Origin of the sequence: Pseudomonas sp. zfem001, assembly GCF_032621725.1 — a bacterium.
GTDB lineage: Bacteria > Pseudomonadota > Gammaproteobacteria > Pseudomonadales > Pseudomonadaceae > Aquipseudomonas > Aquipseudomonas sediminis.
Genome location: NZ_JAVYJI010000001.1, coordinates 358,432 through 378,998, shown reverse-complemented (window position 1 = coordinate 378,998; position 20,567 = coordinate 358,432). Strand labels below are relative to the sequence as shown.

Sequence of the window (20,567 nt, the reverse complement as noted above, 5' to 3'; positions counted from 1 at the left end):
TGGCGTGATGCTAGCTTGCCGGGAGGGGATAGCGCCAGTTGTGATCACAATTGGCGCAGTTATGTGGCCGGGATTTCATCCGGGCCACGGGCTGTAGGAGCGGATTTATCCGCGATTGGTTTTTCGGGTATTGCGGTGGAGCATAAGGCTGTCGCGGCTGAAGCCCCTCCCACAGGTAGTCGGCGTTGGTGTGGATCGCGGCTGAAGCGCCTCCCATAGGATGTTCGAGGACTCTGTGGGAGGCGCTTCAGCGGCGAGCGTTTCAGGCCTCTTCCAGTACCACCACACGCTGCCCGGCACGCACGGGCGAGCCGGGTTGCACACGTACCTCGCGCACAGTGCCGGCCATCGGCGCGGTCAGCGGAATTTCCATCTTCATCGACTCTAGGATCACCAGCACATCACCCGCCTGCACCTGCGCGCCGGCCTCCACCTGCACCTGCCAAAGGTTACCGGCAACGTGGCTTTCGATGGCATGTTGGCCGGCTGCCAGTGGTGCGTCCTCACCCTGCTCGGGCGCGGCTTCCTCGACTTCGAAGTGCGCCTGGCCGCTGTCGATCCAGCGTTGGCGTTCGGCGTCGAAGGCGGCGCGCTGCTGCTGGCGGAAGGCGTCGATGCCCTCGGCTTCGTCATCGAGAAACTGCTGGTAGTCGGCCAGGGCCAGTTCGCTCTGTTCGATGCGCAGCGGGTAGCGGCCCAGCGGGAAGTCGCGGCGGATGCGCAGCAGTTCGTTGGCACTGACCGGGTAGAAGCGAATCTGGTCGAAGAAGCGCAGCAGCCAGGGCTTGCCATTGAAGGCTTCGACCGCGCGGTAGCGATTCCACATCTGCAGGGTGCGGCCGACGAACTGGTAGCCGCCGGGGCCTTCCATGCCGTACACGCACATGTAGGCTCCGCCGATGCCGACGGAGTTTTCCGCCGTCCAGGTACGCGCCGGGTTGTACTTGGTGGTGACCAGGCGGTGGCGCGGGTCGAGCGGGGTGGCCACCGGTGCGCCGAGGTAGACGTCGCCCAGGCCCATGACCAGGTAGCTAGCGTCGAACACGGTGCGGTAGACCTCGTCGAGGTTCGGCAGGTCATTGATGCGGCGGATGAACTCCAGGTTGCTCGGGCACCAGGGGGCGTCCTTGCGTACGGTGGTCATGTACTTGTCGATGGCCAGTTGGCAGGCCGGGTCGTCCCAGGACAGCGGCAGGTGGACGATACGCGACGGCACTTTCAAGTCGCGTGCGGCGCAGACGGCGTCCCACTCGCCAGCGACGATATCGAGCAGCGCTTGCAGGGCCAGGGTTTCCGGCTGGTAGTGCACTTGCAGCGAGCGGATGCCGGGCGTCAGGTCGATCACGCCGTCGAGTTGCTTGGCCTCCAGTGCCTGCATCAACGCATGGCCACGGAAGCGCAGCACTAGGTCGAGTTCCGGCTGGCCGATTTCCAGCAGCAGGTGGGTGTCACCGGACAGACGTGCGACCAGGCGGGTGTCGGCTTCGCCGATGTCGAGGACGATGGGGCTTTGGAGGGCCTTTGTGGGAGGGGCTTCAGCCGCGACAGAAGCGGCGCCATTGTCGCGGCTAAAGCGGAGCGCCGCCCGGCCACTCCCACCGAGTTCTGCGTATTCACGTGCATTGCTTTGCGCCAACTCCCGCGCCGAAGCGATATCCACCGGTAAGAAGCGCACCTTGTCGCCAGCCTTGAGTTGGCCGAGCTGCCACAGGTCGGCCTCGATGATGGTCACCAGGCAGACGAAGCCGCCCAGGCTGGGGCCGTCCGGGCCGAGTATCACTGGCATGTCGCCGGTAAAGTCCACCGCGCCGATTGCGTAGGGGTTGTCGTGGATGTTGGACGGGTGCAGGCCGGCTTCGCCGCCGCTGTCGCGCACCCATTCCGGTTTCGGGCCGATCAGGCGCACGCCGGTGCGGCTGGAGTTGAAGTGCACTTCCCAGTCGGTGGCGAGGAAGCTGTCGACATAGCCGGGCGTGAAGTATTCCGGCGCGCCGTGCGGGCCGTAGATCACCCGTAGTTCACGCACCGCTGGCAGCGGCGGGTAAAGCTCGGCGGGCAGTTGCGCGCCGCTGCTGGTGTCGCTCAGCGGCAGCAGGTGCAGCACGTCGCCGGCACGCAGCGCGCGGCCGCCGTGGCCGCCGAACTGGCCGAGGGTGAAGGTGCTCTTGCTGCCCAGATAATCCGGTACCTGGATGCCGCCGCGAATGCTCAGGTAGCTGCGTGCGCCGCTGCCTGCGATGGTGCCGAGCGTCAGGGTGCTGCCGGCCTGGATCAGCAGGGCGGTGTTCATCGGTTGTGCCGCGCCATCGAGGCTCAGCGGTATCTCGGCGCCAGTCACCGCGATCACAGCATCGGTGTTGAAGCGCAGCATCGGGCCGCTCATGGTGATTTCCAGGCCGGCGGCGCCTTCTTCGTTGCCGAGCAGGCGGTTGCCCAGGCGCAGGGCGCGGCTGTCCATCGGCCCGGACGGCGGCACGCCCACGGCCCAGTAGCCGAGGCGGCCGGGGAAATCCTGCACGCTGGTCTGGGTGCCAGCGCTGAGCACTTCGAAGGTGGTCGCCTGGTAGACCCGATTCTCCAGGCAGCGCGTCCAGGGCGAACCGCTGGCGAAGGGCGCGTCGCTGAGGATCTGGCGCAGGTAGTCGCGGTTGCATTCCACGCCGTACAGCACGGAGTCGGCCAGGGCCCGGTCCAGCGCTGTGGAGGCCTCTTCGCGGCTTGGTGCCCAGGTGATCAGCTTGGCGATCATCGGGTCGAAGTAGGGCGGGATCTCGCAGCCGGCTTCGACCCAGGTGTCGATACGCAGGGCCTTGCCGTCGGCTGCAGGAAACTGCACGGCGGTGAGCAGGCCGGGGCTGGGCTGGAAGTCGCGACCCGGGTCTTCGGCGTACAGGCGCGCCTGGATGGCGTGGCCGGTGGGTTGCAGGGTGGCAGCCAGTTCGCTGAGCGGCGGCAGATCGCCGGCCGCCAGCTCGATCATCCAGCGCACCAGGTCGACGCCCCACACCTGTTCGGTGACGCCGTGCTCGACCTGCAGGCGGGTGTTCACTTCGAGGAAGTAGAAACGCTCGGCCTCGCTGTCGTAGACGAATTCGACGGTGCCGGCGCTGCGGTAATTCACCGCTTTGGCCAGCTTGATCGCGGCGGCGCAGAGTTCGTCGGCCATGCCGGCCGGCAGGTTGGGCGCTGGAGTTTCTTCCAGCACTTTCTGGTTACGCCGCTGCACCGAGCAGTCGCGCACGCCGAGGGCGAGCACTTCGCCCTGGCCATCGCCGAACACCTGCACTTCCAGGTGGCGGGCACGCTGGATGTACTTCTCGATAAACACGCCGCTGTCGCTGAAGTTGTTCTGCCCCAGGCGTTTGACCGCCTCGAAGGCGTCGCTCAGCTCTTCTGCCGAGCGGCATACGCGCATGCCAATACCGCCGCCGCCGGCGGTGCTTTTCAGCATTACCGGGTAGCCGACCTGCTCACCGGCCTTGAGCGCGGCGTCGAGGTTTTCCAGCAACTCGGTGCCTTCGAGCATCGGCACGCCATGTTGTTTGGCCAGGGCGCGGGCAGTGTGCTTGAGGCCGAATACGCGCAGTTGCTCGGGCGTCGGGCCGACGAAGGCGATACCGGCGGCTTCACAGGCTTCGGCGAAGGCGGCGTTTTCCGAGAGAAAACCGTAGCCGGGGTGGATGGCTCGGGCGCCAGTCTGTTTGGCGACGGCGAGAATTTTGTCGACCACCAGATAGGTGTGCGCGGCCGGGCCGTCGCCGAGCGAGAAGGCTTCAGCGGCCTGCTGGATATGCAGGCTGGCGGCGTCGGCTTCGGAGTAGACGGCGACGCCGCCAACGTTCAGCTCACGCAGGGTGCGCAGGATGCGGCAGGCGATGGCGCCACGGTTGGCGATCAGGAGTTTGTCGAACATCAGGGTGACCCTCGAAGGTCATGGCGGGCCGTCCCGCCGTCATTCGTCATGTGCCACGGTCGTCCGTGGCAGAAAAGTCGGGTGATACGTGCCGCGCATATAGGCGGGGCGCGATTTGTAGGCGAGTTTCACCCGCCGTATAGCTTTGTAGGAGCGGCTTTAGCCGCAATTTTTGGCGTAGCTATCGCGGCTGAAGCCGCTCCTACAGGAAAACGATCAATCCCACACCAGCACTTCGGCCGGCGTCGGGTTCCAGCCATTGCACGGGTTGTTCAGTTGCGGGCAGTTGGAGATCAGCACGATGACGTCGGTCTCGGCCTTAAGCTCCACGTACTTGCCGGGTGCGGAGATGCCGTCCTCGAAGGTCAGGCCGCCTTCGGGGGTGACTGGAACATTCATGAAGAAGTTGATGTTGGCGCCGATGTCGCGCTTGCTCAGGCGGCCGTCGTGCAGGCTGGCGCGCAGGAAGTTGTCGCGGCAGCTGTGCATGTAGCGCTTGTCCAGGGCGTAGCGCACGGTGTTGCTCTCCTGCGCGCAGGCGCCACCAAGGGTGTCGTGGCGGCCGCAGGTGTCGGCGACGATGGTCAGCAACGGTTTGCCCAGGTTGGAGTAGAGCACCGTGCCGGTGGTCAGGTAGACGTTGTTCTGTTTGCGCAGGGTGCGCTGCGGATCGAAGCGCTCGCGCGGGTTTTTCGCGGCGAAGAACAGGGTGTCGATCGCCTGGTTGCCTTCCAGGTCGTGCAGGCGCAGGGTCTGGCCGGCCTTGACCTCGAACAGGTAGGGCTCGCCCGCCGGAATGGTGTGGCGGAAGGCGGCAGTTTCGGGATGCAGGTTGCTTGCGGTCAGGCTCATGTCGGCACCCTCAAATGTACTGGCGTTCGGTGTTGTGGAAGCCCCGGCCGTTCTCCGGGCGCGAGGTGCGGCAGAGCACGGTGATGCCGTCGCTGTCGACCTTGCTCCAGGTCAGTTGCACCGGTTTGGGTGCGTACTGCGGATTCGGGTCCATCGGGTGTTGCAGGGCGGTGAGCACCACCAGGGTGTCCATCGGCGCGTACAGCTCGATGTAGTCGCCGGCCTTGCTGTTATTGGGTTGGAAGTGGAAGGCGCCGTTTGCGTCGACATCCACGCGGCTGAACAGATTGAGGTTCATCAGTAGGTCGAGCAGGTTCAGGTCCCACTTGCCCATTTCTACCAGCAGGTTGTCCATGCCATTGCGGAAGAAACCGTTGCGCAGTTCCTGGTAGCGGCCCTGGCCGTATTTCTCCAGCACTTCGTCGGCGTTCAACACGCCGCCGAAGCTGTCGTGCCAACCGCAGGTATCGGCGGTGATGGCCACCAGCACCTTGCCCATGTCCGAGTACAGGCAGTGGCCTGCGGTGAGCTTGGCGGTGTGCTGGCCCTTGAGGGTGTCGGGTAGGTTCAGGCGCTCGCTTTTCTCGGCGGCGTTGAACAGCAGCAGGCTGACGTTGGCGCCACCCTCGATATCGGTAATGCGCAACAGTTGGCCGCGCTTGAGGATGAAGGAGGTGTGGCCGCCGCCGGGGACGGTTTCCTCATAGAGAGTGGGGCGCAGGGTGAGGGCAGTAGTCATGGGTACCTCGAGATCAAAGCCTGGTCGTCAGGCGCCGGCAGGGGCGCCTGATCATCGTTGCGATGGGATGGGGAGTGGCGGTCAGAGCTTGCCGTCGACGGCCATTTGTACATAGCTCGGGTCGAAACGCAGCTTGATGTTGGCACTGTCGCCGGTGGTCACGTCGCCCGCGAAGGTCATGCCGATGGCGTCTGCGCTGCGCGCACCTTCACCGAGGATGCCGTGTTCGAAGCTGAAGTTGGCGACCTTGGTCATGGTCTCCGGCAGGGCCGGGCTGGTGACGAAGTCCAGGGTTTCCTTCGGCGTGTAGAACAGTTTGGTGGTCGCCAGTTGCGACTGGTAGCCGGCCAGGTCGGTGCCGGAGGCCTTGGCCATTTCGGTCAGGGCGTCGGTCGCTTCCGGGGTGCCGGCCTGCATCAGTTCGAGAATCTCGAACCAGGCGCCGACCAGGGCTTTGCCGAAGTCCGGGTTGTCCTTTAGGGTCTGAGTGTTGACCACCATCATGTCGAGGATTTCACCGGGGATCTTCGACGAGTCGAACACCTCAGTGCTGCCCGGCTGGGCCTTGATCTCGGCGAGCATCGGGTTCCAGGTGGCAGCGGCCTGCACGCTGGGGGTGGTGTAGGCGGCGATGATGTCGGCGTCGGAGGTGTTCACCACCGTCACGTCGCGCTCACTCATGCCTGCGGTTTCCAGGGCGCGGGCGAGGAAGTAGTGGGAGACCGATAGTTCCACCAGGTTGACGCGCATGCCCTTGAGATCGGCCAGGGTCTTGCCCTCGCCCTTGATCAGCAGGCCGTCGTTGCCGTTGGAGTAGTCACCGACGATCAGCGCGGTGCTGTCCACACCGCCGGCGGCAGGGATGGTCAGGGCGTCCATATTGGTCATGGTGCAGCCGTCGAACTGGCCGACGCTGTACTGGTTGATGGACTCGACATAGTCATTGAGCTGCACGACATCGATGCTGATGCCGTATTTCTTCGCCCATTTGTCGATGATGCCGGAGGTGCTGGCGTGGCCCCAGGGCATCCAGCCGGCGTAAAGCGTCCAGCAGACGCTGAAGTTGTCTTTCTTCTCGGCGTGAGCGCTGAAGCTGAGTACCGCGGCCAGACCGGCAGCGGCGAAGGAGAACAGACGGTACTTGCGCATTTGGAACCTCCAGTCTTGTTGAGTACGGGCAGGAGTCGCGGCACGTTTCGAATCGTTCGAAAGGCGCGTTCTCCCGGGCTTTTATCCCGCCGTGTAACCTCACTGGAGGTCGATGACTCTCGGACCAGCACTTGCCAGGCAAGTCGGAACCCTAGTCATCCATTTCGCAAATTGTGGTGCCGCGATTCCGGGAAATCCCGGTTAGAACCTGCACACCCAAGCTGTAGCGAATAGCGTGCCAGCTCGCCGAGGCCCGTGATTGGGCGCTGCGGCGGCACGTGCTGGCGCTTGCGCGCTGCCTGATGGTGCTTGCGAGGGTTTGGTTGCACTGCTCTGGGGCGAGTTTGCTCGCGGGATAACCGCTTGGCGGCGTTATGGTGGTGGCATGGAAATCGCTATCGACCCTGTTGCAGAGGCGACCTCGCTGCCGCCCTCGGGACGACCCGACCCGCTGCTCGTCTGGACGACCAGGTAACTCGCTTGTTCAAGGGAGATTGCCATGGCGCATACCCACTTCACGTCCATTCCTCTGATCGACGTTGCCGGGCTGTATGCCGACGACCTTGCCCAGCGTCAGCGCGTTGCCGACGAGCTGGGCCGCGCCGCTCGCGAGGTCGGCTTTCTGCAGATCACCGGGCACGGCATTTCGCGCGAGCTGCGCGACGGACTGATCCAGCAGGCGCGCAGTTTCTTCGCTCGCCCGCTGGAGCAGAAGATGCGTTTCTACATCGGCCAGTCGAGCAACCACAGCGGCTACGTGCCGGAAGGCGAGGAGCAGTTTGCCGGCGGCAGCAAGGACCTCAAGGAAGCCTACGACGTCAATTACGACTACACCGCGGCGCCACAGGTCTATCCGCTGCTGGGGCCAACGCAGTGGCCGGACTCGGCCGACTTCAAGCGTGAGGTCGGCGCCTACTATCGGGCGGCGCTGGCGCTGGGCGATACGCTGTTTCGTGGCTTCGCCCTGGCGCTGGGGCTGGCCGAGGACACCTTCGCCGGCATCACCCAGCAGCCCACCAGCCAGTTGCGCATGATCCATTACCCACTCGATCCCGATCCGGTGGCTGACCGCCCCGGCATCGGCGCGCACACCGACTACGAGTGCTTCACCATTCTGTTGCCTACCGCCGAAGGCTTGCAGGTGCTCAACGGTGACGGGCAGTGGATCGACGTGCCGCTGGTGGAGGACGCCTTCGTGATCAATATTGGCGACATGCTCGAAGTGCTCAGCAACGGCAACTTCGTCGCCACCTCGCACCGCGTGCGCAAGGTCAGCGAGGAGCGTTTCGCCTTCCCGCTGTTCTGCGCCTGTGACTACCCGACGCGCATTGCGCCGATTGCCGGCTTGCCGGCGCGCGGTGAGCGTGTGTACGAGCCTGTGAACTGTGGCGACCACCTGTTCGCCCAGACCGCGCAGACCTTCCGCTATCTGCGCGAGCGGCTTGAGGATGGTTCGCTGCAACTGCCCGATGGTGCCGCGGGTTTGTCCAGCTTTGGTCAGGGCCGCCAGGAGGTGACGGTATGAACCTGCTGGAACTGGCTGCACGTTACCCGCAACGCGCCGAAGGCGGCGTGCCAGACTGGATGCTCGGGCACTTTCGTCGCCGCACCATCAGCTTTGCCGATGGTCGCAGCGACGAGCGTACCCAGGTGCACTGGCTGCAAAGTCGCACCTTCACCATCGACCTGCGCTTGCCAGACGCGCCCGCGCTACCGGTACGGGCCTGGCAGGACTACGACGCCGCCGAACTGCGCCAGCTTGCCAACCATGAAGGCTGGGTGGCCGATAGCGTCTGGGAGAACGGTTACTTGAGCTGGCACGGTGGCGTGTCCCTGCAACTGCACAACCGCTGGCCGGAGCCGGCGCAGTTGCAGCGCATCGGCAATTGCATGATCGAGTTCGGCACCACGGGCGCCTATGTCGAGGATTGGCGTTTGCAGGCCAGCAGCGGGCCATTGATCGGTCTGCGTTTGCTGGAGGAGTGCGACGCCGAAACCGGTGAGGTGCTGCAGCGCGGTGGTGGTCTGATTCTCTGCGGCGAGCAGCTTGGCTGGGTGCATGGCCGTGGAGCGGAGCCTGGCGAGTCAACGTTGCAACTGCGTGAGCGCGCCGAACGAGCGCAAGGTGATGGTGAGGCTCTGGCCGCGTTGTTCGACTGCGAGACTTCGCTGGCTTACGCCGATCAGCAGGGGCGTTACCAGGTGGCGTTGTCGACCATGCCGGCACGGGTGGGGCAGATGATTTCGCTGGAGGGCTTCGAGCTACCGGGAGCAGGGCGCGTCTGTCAGCACCTGCAACGCCCGGACGGCCGGGCGGTGGTACGGACGTTCATCATCGATACGTTGGAGCCGGATTGGCGCGCGGAACTCGCCACGCCGACTACCGACGAGGCGCAGCGCTGGTTTGCCGCGGAGAGCGAAACGCTGTCGCGCTATCTTGAGGTGTTGAGCTAGCTGTCGGTGCTTGCGTGATGCTCCGCTGAGAAGCTCGCCGCTGAAGCGCCTCCCACGGTTTGTCTCTGATCGATTTGTGGGAGGGGCTTCAGCCGCGACGCTTTGGTTGGATCGAAACGACGGCTCCGTAGCCCGGCTGCAATCCGGGAGAACGGCCCCGATGATCCCCGGATTTCAGCCAAGCTACAGCTGCGCCTCTGTGACCGGAGGCGCAGTTGGTGCGCGCGGCGCACCCTACGGGTTACCACGCGACTTGCGTTGTGTAGGGGCGCCGTGCGCACCGAAATTGCCGCTCAATCAGCGGGTGGCAATACGCTCGGCCAGTTCGCTGGGCAATTGCACCTGCGCCCGGCGCGTCTCGTTCAGCGGGATGTCGTAGGTGATGCGCGCACCATAGGCGTTGGGCGCCTGCGGGTCATGGCGCACCTTGTCGAATACCAGCAGGCGGGTGCCGAGGCTGAAGCCTTCGGAGAGGTCGTGGGTGACCATGAACACGGTCAGGCGGGTCTCCTGCCACAGCTCCAGCAGCAGCGCGTGCATGTCCTTGCGGATTCCGGGGTCGAGGGCGCCGAATGGTTCGTCGAGCAGCAGCATGCGCGGTTGCATCACCAGCGCCTGGGCGATGGCCAGGCGTTGCTGCATGCCACCCGAGAGCGCGCTGGGGTACTTGTTCAAGGCATGGCCGAGACCGACCTTGGTGAGGATTTCGGCAGCGCGTTCGCGAGCTTCGCGTTTGGCTGCGCCGAACAGTCGGCCGAGCAGCTTCGATTTCGGCAGTTCCAGGCCCAGGGCGACGTTGTCCAGCACGCTCAGGTGCGGGAATACCGAGTAGCGTTGGAACACCACGCCACGACTTGGGTCGGGTTCGTTGGGCAGCGCCTGGCCGCCCAGCAGCAGCTCGCCACGGCTCGGGCGTTCCTGGCCGAGCAGCATGCGCAGAAAGGTGGATTTGCCGCAGCCGGAGGCGCCGACCAGGGTGCAGAACTCACCCTCATTGACCTTGATATTGAGGCGTTCGAGCACGACCAGGTCGCCGTATTCCTGCCACAGGTTGCGCGCTTCGATAAAGGCGGGTTTCCCTGTGCTTGCAGGAGGCGTACTGGATTCGCGCATGACGGGTTCACTCAGTGGGACGATGTGTTGGCTGTACAGGGTCATGCCTTGCCTCCTTCATGCCAGGGGAAGCACAGGCGTAGCACCTGGCGCAGGCCCAGATCCATCAGCCAGGCCAGCAGGGTGATCCACACGACGTAGGGCAGGATCACGTCCATGGCCATGTAGCGGCGGACCAGGAAGATGCGGTAACCGAGGCCGTCGGTCGAGGCGATGGCCTCGGCGGCGATCAGAAACAGCCAGGCCGAGCCGAGCATCAGGCGCAGCGAGATCAGCAGGCGCGGCATCAGTTGCGGCAGCACCAGGCGCAGGATCAGCGTCCAGGAGTTGGCACCGAGGGTCTGCGCCTTGATCAGCAGCTCGCCGGGAATCTCGCGGGCACGTTGTTCGATGTCGCGGGCGATGCAGGGGGTGATGCCGATGACGATCAGCATCACCTTGGACAGCTCGCCCAGGCCGAAGACGATGAACAGAATCGGCAGGATGGCCAGCGGCGGAATCATCGACAGCACGGTGAGCAGTGGCGACAGCGGTGCGCCGAACAGCGGCACGCTGCCGGCGGCAATGCCTAGTACCAGGCCCAGCAGAGCGGCGATACCGAGGCCGATACCAAGGCGCTGCAGGCTGGAAGCCGTGTCCTGCCAGAACAGGTATTGGCCGCTGCGTTTGTCTTCGGTGAAGGCCAGGCGGTCGATGGCATCGACCATCTGGCTGGCGCTGGGCAGCAGCTTGTCGTTGGGGTTCTCGGCCAGGCGACTGGTCGAGGCGCTGAAGTAGACGAACAGCAGCAGGGCGAAGGGCAGCAGGATCAGCAGCAGGCGGCCGCTGCGATCCGGGTGGCGGTTGATCAGGCGCATGGATAGTCCTCGTCGGGCCTGGAACGAAATGCGTGCGCAGCTAGCAAGCGCAAGAGCGCGCTGGTTTCGGGCCTTTGGGGGTGACGGCTGGCTGCCGCTGATGCGAGTGGGGGATACCCATGATGAACCTCCAGTTTGACAGGGGCGGACAGGAGTTCGCGGCGGTTCCCACGGATGGGGCGCGTTCTCCCGGGCTTTTGTCCCGCCGTGTAACCTCGCTGGAGGTCGCTAGCTCTCGGACCAGTCGCTCGCCTGTGGCGAGCCGGAACCCTAGCCGGCTATTGGCAAATTGTGGTGCCGCGATCCCGGCGAACCGGGTTGTTCCTGCACGACCTGTTCTTAGCGAACATCGTGCCATCCCCGCGAGCCGCGCCAGACGGCGGCCTGAATCCATGTATCGAACATCCAGTGCGCCGTGGTGGTGCGTGCTGGTTATCGCGTGCTGCCTGCTGGGGCGTCGGGGCGCTTTCAGAGCTTTCCGTCAGCGGCCAGCTGCATGTAGTCGTGGTTGAAACGCAGCAGGATGCGCTGGGCGTTGCCCAGCGGCTTCTCGCCACTGAATTCGATACCCTGGTTGGTCAGGCCCATGCCGCTTTTACCCAGCAGGCCGTGAGCATCGGCAAAGCCTGCGACCCGTTGCATGAGGTCCGGCAGCTTGCCGGTACGTGCGAAGTTCAGCGCGGTGCGCGGTGAGTAGAACGAGCGCAGGGTGCCCAGCTGAGCGTCGAAGTCTTCCGGCGTGGTTTCGGCGGCGGCTGCCATTCTGGCCCTGGCCTCACGACCGGCTGGAGTGGGTAGGCCGAGCAGACGCTGGGTTTCGAACCAGGCGCCGGTCAGCGCGCGACCGAATTCCGGATGCTGAGCCAGGGTCTGGGTGCTGACCACGGTGAGATCGAGAATTTCTCCGGGAATCAGGTTGGAGCTGAATACCTGGCTGACTTCTGTCTTGTGCCGAATCTCGGAGAGAATCGGGTTCCAGGTGATGACTGCGTCGCCCTTGCCGGCGAGAAAGGCATCAGCGATTTCAGTGTCGGAGACGTTGATGATGGTCACGTCGCTTTCATCGAGCAGGGCCCACTCCAGTGCGCGGGTGAGCAGGTAATGCGACACCGAGTTTTCCACCAGCAGCACGCTCTTGCCCTTGAGGTCCTGAATACGCTTGCCACTGCCGCGCAGCAGCAGGGCGTCGGCGCCGTTGGAGAAGTCGCCGATGATCAGTGCGGTGCTGTCCTTGCCGGCAGCAGCCGGAATGGTCAGGGCATCCATGTTGGTCATGCTGCAGGCGTCGAACTGGCCGGCGGTGTAGCGCTCGATGGAGGCGACATAATCCGGCACTTCCTGCACCTGAATGTCGATGCCGTACTTGTCCGCCCACTTCTTCACGATGCCCTGTTCGGCGGCGTAGCCCCAGGGCATCCAGCCGGCGAAGATCGACCAGCACAATTTGAAGGTTTTTGGCGCGGCCTGGGTGGTCGGGGCGCCGAACAGGCAGGCGCAGAGCACAATGGTGAGCAGGGAGCGAATGGACATGGACACCTCGGGTTAGGGACGAAAGCGGGAAAGCCGGCAGCCTTGCTGCGCGTTCTCCCGGGCTTTTGTCCCGCCGTGTAACCCCGCGGCTTCCCGCCGCTGCATGAGGTCGCCCACTCTCGGACCAGTCACTCGCCGTTTGACGAGCCGGAACCCTAGTCGGCCATTGCGATTCGCTACCACTGACGATCCTGTGCATGGATCGGCTTTCCGCGGTGCTGAGCAAGCGAATGCCATGCCAGCTGCTTGGCAACTGCTCTGCGCTCTTGTGGTTTTGCGCCGTCGATCACAGCCGACGAAGGGAATCGCACCTGTTGCGGGCAGCGCTGTCTGATGCCTCAGGGATAACCATCCCGGAGGCCGACATCGGTCGGCGTCGTCCCAGCGGTCACAGGAGGCCGCCATGCCCTACAAGATGCTGTTTTCCGCCGTGCTCTTGCTGCTTTCCGGTTGCGCCGTTTATGGCGATGGCCACGACCGTGGTTACCACAACGGCCATGGCTACCGGTATTACGACGGCTATCGGCGCGATTACTACCCGCCGCCACGCTACTACTACGAGGAGCGTCGGCATAACTACTACCCGGCTCCTCCGCGCTACGTGCCGGCGCCGCCGCCGCATCATCAATACGGCCAGGATGGCCGGTATCACGACGGCTACAAGCACCAGCAGCCGCGACATGACTATCGCCGCGACCAGCGTCGTCAGGAACACCGCGGCGGGCAGATTCAGCGCGGCTGGGAGGCAGGGCGCAACACGCAGCATCGTTTCTCCAACGGGCGCAGCAACAACGAACAACGTCGTAGCGGCGAGCGCCGCTGGTAAGCCCCTCCTCAATCCGCCGCGTGCCCTGTACGCGGCGTTTCCTCATCTACCCGACGAATCGCTTCGACCATGGCCTGCGCTGCTGGCGACAGGCTGTGGCCGGCACGGCTGACCAGGCCATAGGCTGAATGCTGGTGCAGGTCCTGGGGCAACAGCGGCAGCAGGGTGAGCTGGCCGCTGTCGACTTCGTCGGCGATCACGTCCCAAGGCGCCATGCTCAGCACATCGCTGTCGGCCACCAGGCGCTTGAGCACCAGGAAGTTGTCGCATTGCACGCTCAACGGCTGCGCTCGCCCGCTGGCTAGGCCCAGGCTACGTTCGACCACCTGTGGCAGCTGTGTGCCAGCGAGCGGGAAGTCGAGCAGGTCGCGTAGCTGCAGATCGCCACGCTGCAGCAGGGGGTGAGACGGGCGGCAGAACAGCACACCCTCATGCACGCGCAGCGGTTCGATGCGCAATTGAGCGTCTTCCTGCAATTCGCGGATATCGGCGACGAACAGCTCGATGGTCGAGTCCAGCAGGCTGTCGCGCAGTTCCAGCCAGTTGGCGATGTCCAGTTTCACCTGCACCCTCGGGTAGCGTTGCAGCAACTGCCCCAGCGCCTGCGGAATCAGCCGCGCGGCCGGATAGGGGCCGGCGCCGAGACGCAGTTCGCCAGCCTCCAGATTGCCCAACTGATTGACCGCGTTGCTCAGCGCCAGGCTGCCGGCCAGCAGGCGACGCGCATGTTCCAGTACCAGCTGGCCATGGGCGGTGAGGCTGACGCCACGGCTGTGGCGATCCACCAGGATGCAGCCGAGTTGGCTCTCCAGCGCCTGGATGCTGCGGCTCAGCGCCGGTTGGCTGAGGTGCACGGCAGCGGCGGCGCGGGCGAAGTGTGCGTGCTCGGCGAGGGCGACGAAGTGGCGGAGTTGGCGTAGATCGTTCATGCGTTTCCTGCATTAACTGGTCTATTCGAATGCATTGGAATTATCAGACGGCCTTTGCCAACCTGCCAGCATTCCAACAACAAGACCTTCCAACGCCATGAGCCCATTCTCTCGTTTCAGCAGCTTGCTGTTGGCCGCCACCCTGCCATTGAGCGCTGTTGCCGAACTGCCGGCCGAGCGTATCGAACCCAGTATCAATGCCGAACTGGCTGCCCACACCAAGGTTTTTGCCCAGCAGGTCTATCGCGTTGCCGACAACGTCTATTCGGCGGTCGGCTGGCAATTGGGTAACGTGGTGATGATCGAGGCGCCGCAGGGGCTGATCATCGTCGACACCGGTGAATCGGTCAGCGAGTCGCGCAAGATCATGGCCGAGTTCCGCAAGCTCAGCGACAAGCCGGTCAAGGCTGTGGTCTACACCCACTTTCACCCGGATCACATCAACGGTGTGCAGGCCTTCGTCAGTCGCGAGCAGGTGGAGCGCGGCGACGTGCAGATTTACGCCCACGAGACCCTGTTGCAGAACGTGGTAGCGCAGGGCGCGCTGGTCGGGCCGATTCTTGGCGTGCGCTCGGCGTACAGTTTTGGCTCGTTCCTGCCAGCCAGTGACCAGGAGGGCATGAACGGTGGTATCGGTCCGTTGGCCAAGCCCGAGCCGTCGTCTTTCATTGCGCCGACCGTGACCTTCGGCGAGCGCCTGGACACCAATATCGCCGGCCTCGACGTGCAGTTTTTACATGTGCCGAGCGAGGCGCCGGACGAGATCACCCTGTACCTGCCGGCCAACCGCGTGCTGATCAGCGCCGAGGTCGATCAGGGCCCGACCCTGCCGAACATCCATACACTGCGCGGCACCAAGTTCCGCGACCCGGTGCAGTGGGTCGAGAGCCTGGACAAGCTGCGTGCCTACCAGGCCGAGTACATGGTGCCGCTGCATGGGCGCCCGGTCAGCGGCCAGGACAAGGTCGAGGAAGTGCTGCGCATGACCCGCGATGGCATCGCCTATATCCACGACCAGACCGTGCGCTGGATGAACAAGGGCCTAACGCCAGACGAGTTGGTGGAGAAGGTCAAACTGCCGCCGCACCTGGCCGGCTATACGCCTTATCTGCGCGAGTACTACGGCACGGTGAAACACAGTGTGCGACAGATCTACAACGGTTACCTGGGCTGGTTTCAGGGCGACCCGGTGGCCCTCGACCCGACTCCGCCCAAGCAGCAGGCCGAACGCCTGATTGCCCTGGCTGGTGGCCGCGAGAAACTGCTGCTGGAAGCCGGCAATGCCTACCTCAAGGGCGACTACCAGTGGGCGGCGGAACTGGCCGGATATGCGATCCGAGTCGACCACGAAGACATGCTGGCGCGCGAGATCAAGGCACGCAGCTTCCGCAAGCTGGGCTACGCGAGCATGAACATCAACTGGCGCAACTGGTATCTGATGAGTGCGATGGAGCTGGAGGGCAAGCTCGACGGCGATGTCATCCGCCAACGCTCGGTGGATATGCGCAAGGTTTTCCTATCGCCCGACATGGTGCGCAGCTTCACTCCGCAGAGCTTCCTGCAGAACTGGGTCACGCGTGTCGATCCGCAGAAGGCCGGCGATGTCGAGCTGACCCTGGGCTTCAGCTTTCCCGACGTAAACGAGCAATGGGCGCTGGAGGTTCGGCGTGGTGTTGCGCAGTTGCACAAGGGCATTCCTGAAGGCACGGCTCTGCGCCTGAGCATGGACAAACGCTTCATGGAGACGCTGCTGACCGGCGAAGGTGGCCTGGTCAAAGGCGCACTACTCGGCGATGTGAAGGTCGACGGCAACCTGCTGGAGATTCGTCGTTTCCTCAGTTGCTTCGACTTCAGTGACGAGGCCTTTGGGCTAACGCTGCGTTAACGGTGCGAGAGGCGTCAGACAGGGTGCGCAAAGCGCACCCTACGAGCTTGGCGCCGGTTCGACTGTGTGTATGCGTGCTGGCTGTATACGCTATTCCACGAACAACTGCTGCACCACCGAGAAATCCTGCTTGCCCTTGCCCTGTTTGAGCAGCAGGCGGTACAGCTGCAGTGCCAGGGCGCCCATCGGCGCGCTGTTGCCGTTGTGGCTGGCGGTTTCCTGGGCCAGGCCGAGGTCCTTGGCCATCAGTTCGGCCATGAAGCCGCCGCTATAGCCCTTCGATGCTGGCGCGTTTTCCATCACCCCAGGCCAGGGGTTGTACTTCTCCAGCGTCCAGTTGCCGCCCGAGCTCTGCCGCATGATCTCGGCCAGTACCGCCGGCTCCAGGCCGTTGGCCACGCCCATGGCCATCGCTTCTGCGGTGGCGATCATCTGCACCGCGAGCACCTGGTTGTTGCACACTTTGGCTACCTGGCCGGCGCCATCCGGGCCGGCGTGGAAGATGTTCTTGCCCATGGCGCCGAGCATTGGCCGAGCTTTCTCCAGCGTTTGGGCTTCACCACCCACCATGAAGGTCAGGGTGCCGGCTGCTGCGCCGCCAGTGCCGCCGGAGACCGGCGCATCGAGCAAAGCGATACCGCGCTCGCGGGCGGCCGCGTGCACCTTGCGCGCGGACTCCGGGGCGATAGTCGAACACTCGATCACCATGATGCCGGCGGGCAGCCGCGCAAGCAGGCCGTCATCGCCCAGGTACAGGCCTTCCACATGACGACTGGCCGGCAGCATGCTGATCACCACTTTTGCCTGATCGATGGCATCGGTGGCGCTATCGGCCGCCACTGCACCTTCGCCAGCCAGGGTGTCGACGGCGCTGCGCTGCAGGTCGAAGACTTTCAGCGGGTAACCCGCCTTGAGCAGGTTGCGGGCCATGGGCAGGCCCATGTTGCCGAGGCCGATAAAGGCGATCTGGGTCATGACGGCTCTCCTTCCTGTTGGCGCGCGGTGCGCGCCGATTGTCATTGTTCGAGGATTGCTGTTTAGCTCTCCCGGAATGCATCCGGGTTACATGTAGGGTGCGCCGTGCGCACCGATCCGTACGCTAAAGATCTGCCAACGGGTGTTCGCCTTCCCAGACCGACGCGAAGTGCGCTTCGACCACTGCGTCTGGGATCGCGGCTACATCCGGCCAATGCCATTTCGGCGTCTGGTCCTTGTCGATCAGGCGGGCGCGTACGCCTTCGGGGAATTCCGGGTGGCGGCAGCAGTTCAGGCTCATGGCGTACTCCATGCGAAATACTTCTGCCAGCGACAAATGGCGGGCGCGGCGGATCTGCTCCCAGACCAGGTGCGCGGTCAGCGGACAGCCATGGGCCAGGGTCTTGGCGGCGCGGGCGAGCAGGGCGTCGTCATCCGTTTGCAGTGCGCTGAGCGCGTGCACGGCAGCCGGCAGGTCGGCAACGTCGAGCAACTCATCGATACGTTCGCGACGTGGCAGCCACTGTGCAGCCGGTAGTTCATCCTGGGCTTCGTTCTCCAGCGCACGCAGCAGGCTGTGCAGTTGCAGGTCGGCTTGTTCGCGCCAGTTCAGTTGCACCAGGCCTTCGAGCAGAGCCTCTTGCTGGTCATCGCGCAGAAAACGGTCGGCCAGATTCAGGTCCAGCGCATCGCGGGCATTGATGCTGGCGGCAGTAAGACCGAGGAACAGGCCCAGGCGACCCGGCAGGCGGGTGAGGAACCAGCTGCCGCCGACATCCGGGTACAGGCCGATGTTGATTTCCGGCATGCCCAGTCGGCTGCTTGGCGTGACGATACGGATACCCGAGCCCTGCATCAGGCCCATGCCGCCGCCCAGTACATGGCCGTGGGCCCAGCAGATGAAGAGTTTGGGGTAGGTGTGGATGCGATGATCGAGGCGGTATTCGTCGGCGAAGAAACGTCGCGCCAGGGCCGGCACTTCACCTGGCTGTTCACGACACTGATTGACCAGTTGCACCACGTCGCCGCCGGCGCAGAAGGCCTTGACGCCGTTACCGCGCAGCATGACGCAGGCGATGGTTGGATCCTCGGCCCAGGCCTTGAGGCGCTCGTCGAGTGCCTCGATCATCGGCAGGGAGAGGGCGTTGAGGCTCTTCTCGGCGTCGAGGCTGGCGATGCCGATGCGGTAGCCGTGCAGGCTGGGGCGTTCTTCGAAGGTTACGTTCATCATCTGACTCTCGGTGCGCACGGCGCACCCTACGGGCGGAGCGAAACCGCGAGTTATTTGTTGCGCCACTGCGGATCGCGTTTTTCCAGGAAGGCGTTGACCCCTTCACGGGTGTCGTCGGCATCGAACAGATCGACGAAGCGCTCGCGTTCCTCCGGCAGCCAGGTGTTGGAGCCACGCTCGCGTGCACCCTGGATCAGCGGTTTGATGGTGCGCACTGCCACCGGGCTTTGTCGCGCCACCTTGGATGCCAGCAGCAGGGCAGTGCCGCGTGCTTCGCCGGTGTCCACCACCTGTTCGACCAGGCCGATGCGCAGGGCGGTCTCGGCGTCGATGCGCTCGCCGCAAAGGATCATGCGTTTGGCCCAGCCTTCGCCGACCAGCCAGGGCAGTGCCTGGGTGCCGCCGGCGCAGGGCAAAAGGCCGACAGCCGCTTCTGGCAGGGCCATCTGCGCTTGGCGTTCGGCGATGCGGATATCGCAGGCCAGCGCGCACTCCAGGCCGCCGCCCATGGCGTAGCCGTTGATCGCGGCAATGGACACGCCGCGAAAATCGCGCAGGGTTTCGAAGGCTTCGCCAAAGCGCCGCGCCATCTCACGAGCGCGGGCTTTGTCGCCATCGGCGAACATGTTCAGGTCGGCGCCAGCGGAGAAGAATTTCGGCCCCTGGCCGGTCACCACCAGTGCATACACCTCGTCGTCGCGGTTGAGGTGTTCGATCACCTGCTTGAGGCCGATCAGCGAGTCGCGGTCCCAGGTGTTGGCCGGTGGATGGTTGATGGTGATCAGCGCGGTATGCCCGTGTTTTTCCACGGTGAGCTTGTGGGTCAGGTCGAAGATGCCGGGTTTGTAGGTTTCCAGTGCAGTGCTCATCACGATTCCTCGTCGATTATCTCCCCTCTGCCATTCATTGGAGAGGGCGGGGGCGGCCCGCGTAGGGAGAGGGAAAACGGTTTACAGCAGACGATCGAGCATGCCGCCCTGCAGAAGCAGACGACGGGCGACGATCACCCGCATGATTTCGTTGGTGCCTTCGAGTATCTGGTGCACGCGGGCGTCGCGTACCCAGCGTTCCAGCGGATAGTCATTCAGATAGCCGTAACCGCCGTGCAGTTGCAGTGCTTCGTTGCACACATCGAAGCACTGGTCGGTGGCGAAGCGCTTGGCCATGGCGCAGTACAGACTGGCCTCGCCGTGGCCATGGTCGAGCTTGTGCGCGGCCAGGCGCACCATCTGCCGGCTGGCGGTGAGGGCAGTGAGCATGTCGGCCAGCTTGAATTGCAGGGCCTGGAATTCGCTGAGCGCCTTGCCGAACTGCTTGCGTTCCTCGACGTAGCGCAGGCTTTGCTCCAACGCCGCCTGGGCAGCGCCCAGCGAGCAGCTGGCAATATTCAGGCGGCCACCATCAAGGCCTTTCATGGCGTAGACGAAGCCTTCGCCCTCTGGGCCGATGCGGTGGCTGGCGGGAATGCGTACGCCTTCGAAGGTGATGGTGCGGGTCGGCTGCGCCTTCCAGCCCATCTTGTCCTCGTTGCGTCCGTAACGTACGCCGGGCGCATCGGCAGGCACCAGGAAGCAGGAAATACCCTTGGCACCATCCTCACCGGTGCGCGCCATGACGACCAGCACCTGTGTGCTTCCCGCCCCGGAGATAAAGCACTTGCTGCCGTCGATCACGTAGTCGTCACCATCGCGCCGTGCGCGGGTGCGCAGATGGGCGGCGTCGGAGCCAGCGTCCGGCTCGGTCAGGCAGTAGGAGGCCAGCGACTGGCCGTTGATCAGCCCCGGAAGCCAGGCATCTTTCAGGCTCTGCTCGGCGAAGCTGGCGAGCATCCAGGTGGCCATGTTGTGGATGGTCAGGTAGGCGGTGGTGGCGACGCAGCCTGCCGCCAGTTGTTCGAATATCAGTGAGCTGGACAGCCTGGACAGGCCCAGGCCGCCGTCCTCTTCGCGCAGATACAGGGCCAGGTAGCCCTGCTCGGCAGCACGGCGAATCACCTCGACGGGGAAGTGCTGCTCGCGATCCCACTCGGCGGCGTGGGGCGTCAGCTCCCGCGCAGCGAAGGCGCGGGCGCTGTCGGTCAGCAGGCGTTGTTCATCACTGAGTTCGAAGTCCAT

The 20,567-nt window shown here is 64.3% G+C and carries 16 protein-coding genes and 3 riboswitches; of the genes, 4 read left to right on the top strand and 12 right to left on the bottom strand.

The annotated features are described in order from the left end of the window. Positions 1 to 262 precede the first annotated feature (262 nt). From uca to RTH74_RS01865, 4 genes are all read right to left on the bottom strand, one after another. On the bottom strand, positions 263 to 3,913 hold the full coding sequence (uca, locus tag RTH74_RS01880) for an urea carboxylase (RefSeq protein ID WP_316913572.1): 3,651 nt from the start codon (positions 3,911 to 3,913) through the stop codon (positions 263 to 265). A 216-nt stretch (positions 3,914 to 4,129) separates the two neighbouring features. Continuing rightward, complete coding sequence (locus tag RTH74_RS01875; RefSeq protein ID WP_316913571.1) at positions 4,130 to 4,765, bottom strand: urea amidolyase associated protein UAAP2; 636 nt, start codon at positions 4,763 to 4,765, stop codon at positions 4,130 to 4,132. A 10-nt stretch (positions 4,766 to 4,775) separates the two neighbouring features. Then, a complete protein-coding gene (locus tag RTH74_RS01870; protein ID WP_316913570.1) occupies positions 4,776 to 5,504 on the bottom strand; it encodes an urea amidolyase associated protein UAAP1 in 729 nt (242 codons plus the stop codon). Positions 5,505 to 5,585: 81 nt separating this feature from the next. Beyond that, positions 5,586 to 6,653, bottom strand: coding sequence for a putative urea ABC transporter substrate-binding protein (locus tag RTH74_RS01865; RefSeq protein ID WP_125879462.1), 1,068 nt, complete (start codon positions 6,651 to 6,653; stop codon positions 5,586 to 5,588). A 68-nt stretch (positions 6,654 to 6,721) separates the two neighbouring features. Then, a riboswitch (guanidine-I (ykkC/yxkD leader) is annotated at positions 6,722 to 6,819 on the bottom strand. Between the two features lie 333 nt (positions 6,820 to 7,152). On the opposite strand from RTH74_RS01865, the gene RTH74_RS01860 reads away from it, so the two are divergent. Together RTH74_RS01860 and RTH74_RS01855 are read left to right on the top strand one after the other, a co-directional pair. Next, positions 7,153 to 8,178, top strand: coding sequence for a 2-oxoglutarate and iron-dependent oxygenase domain-containing protein (locus RTH74_RS01860; RefSeq protein WP_316913569.1), 1,026 nt, complete (start codon positions 7,153 to 7,155; stop codon positions 8,176 to 8,178). Continuing rightward, positions 8,175 to 9,107 (top strand): hypothetical protein, encoded by a 933-nt coding sequence (locus tag RTH74_RS01855; protein WP_316913568.1) that lies wholly within the window; start codon positions 8,175 to 8,177, stop codon positions 9,105 to 9,107. Before RTH74_RS01860 ends, RTH74_RS01855 begins: the two co-directional genes overlap by 4 nt. 297 nt (positions 9,108 to 9,404) lie before the next feature. Here the strand turns inward: RTH74_RS01855 and RTH74_RS01850 are convergent, their stop codons facing one another. From RTH74_RS01850 to RTH74_RS01840, 3 genes are all read right to left on the bottom strand, one after another. Then, the gene (locus RTH74_RS01850; protein ID WP_316914305.1) at positions 9,405 to 10,220 is read right to left on the bottom strand and encodes an ABC transporter ATP-binding protein; all 816 of its coding nucleotides are present in this window, start codon (positions 10,218 to 10,220) and stop codon (positions 9,405 to 9,407) included. Positions 10,221 to 10,261: 41 nt separating this feature from the next. Further along, positions 10,262 to 11,077 (bottom strand): ABC transporter permease, encoded by an 816-nt coding sequence (locus RTH74_RS01845; RefSeq protein WP_059391937.1) that lies wholly within the window; start codon positions 11,075 to 11,077, stop codon positions 10,262 to 10,264. Positions 11,078 to 11,261: 184 nt separating this feature from the next. Next, a riboswitch (guanidine-I (ykkC/yxkD leader) is annotated at positions 11,262 to 11,362 on the bottom strand. A gap of 183 nt (positions 11,363 to 11,545) precedes the next feature. Continuing rightward, positions 11,546 to 12,607 (bottom strand): putative urea ABC transporter substrate-binding protein, encoded by a 1,062-nt coding sequence (locus RTH74_RS01840; RefSeq protein WP_316913567.1) that lies wholly within the window; start codon positions 12,605 to 12,607, stop codon positions 11,546 to 11,548. A gap of 52 nt (positions 12,608 to 12,659) precedes the next feature. Next, positions 12,660 to 12,777: riboswitch (guanidine-I (ykkC/yxkD leader) on the bottom strand. A gap of 233 nt (positions 12,778 to 13,010) precedes the next feature. Between RTH74_RS01840 and RTH74_RS01835 the strand changes: the two genes are divergently transcribed. After that, the gene (locus RTH74_RS01835; protein ID WP_316913566.1) at positions 13,011 to 13,433 is read left to right on the top strand and encodes a hypothetical protein; all 423 of its coding nucleotides are present in this window, start codon (positions 13,011 to 13,013) and stop codon (positions 13,431 to 13,433) included. 8 nt (positions 13,434 to 13,441) lie between these two features. Here the strand turns inward: RTH74_RS01835 and RTH74_RS01830 are convergent, their stop codons facing one another. After that, the gene (locus RTH74_RS01830; RefSeq protein ID WP_316913565.1) at positions 13,442 to 14,362 is read right to left on the bottom strand and encodes a LysR family transcriptional regulator; all 921 of its coding nucleotides are present in this window, start codon (positions 14,360 to 14,362) and stop codon (positions 13,442 to 13,444) included. A gap of 97 nt (positions 14,363 to 14,459) precedes the next feature. On the opposite strand from RTH74_RS01830, the gene RTH74_RS01825 reads away from it, so the two are divergent. After that, the gene (locus RTH74_RS01825) at positions 14,460 to 16,247 is read left to right on the top strand and encodes an alkyl sulfatase dimerization domain-containing protein (protein ID WP_316913564.1); all 1,788 of its coding nucleotides are present in this window, start codon (positions 14,460 to 14,462) and stop codon (positions 16,245 to 16,247) included. A gap of 90 nt (positions 16,248 to 16,337) precedes the next feature. On the opposite strand, the gene mmsB is transcribed toward RTH74_RS01825, so the two are convergent. The 4 genes from mmsB to RTH74_RS01805 form a co-directional block, all read right to left on the bottom strand. Beyond that, positions 16,338 to 17,222: a 3-hydroxyisobutyrate dehydrogenase gene (gene mmsB / locus RTH74_RS01820; RefSeq protein WP_316913563.1), complete on the bottom strand. Its 885-nt coding sequence runs from the start codon at positions 17,220 to 17,222 to the stop codon at positions 16,338 to 16,340. Between the two features lie 124 nt (positions 17,223 to 17,346). Then, on the bottom strand, positions 17,347 to 18,450 hold the full coding sequence (locus tag RTH74_RS01815) for an enoyl-CoA hydratase/isomerase family protein (protein WP_316914304.1): 1,104 nt from the start codon (positions 18,448 to 18,450) through the stop codon (positions 17,347 to 17,349). Between the two features lie 53 nt (positions 18,451 to 18,503). Then, positions 18,504 to 19,322, bottom strand: a complete 819-nt coding sequence (locus tag RTH74_RS01810; protein WP_125879455.1) for an enoyl-CoA hydratase — start codon at positions 19,320 to 19,322, stop codon at positions 18,504 to 18,506. Positions 19,323 to 19,403: 81 nt separating this feature from the next. Beyond that, the gene (locus RTH74_RS01805) at positions 19,404 to 20,567 is read right to left on the bottom strand and encodes an acyl-CoA dehydrogenase family protein (protein WP_316913562.1); all 1,164 of its coding nucleotides are present in this window, start codon (positions 20,565 to 20,567) and stop codon (positions 19,404 to 19,406) included.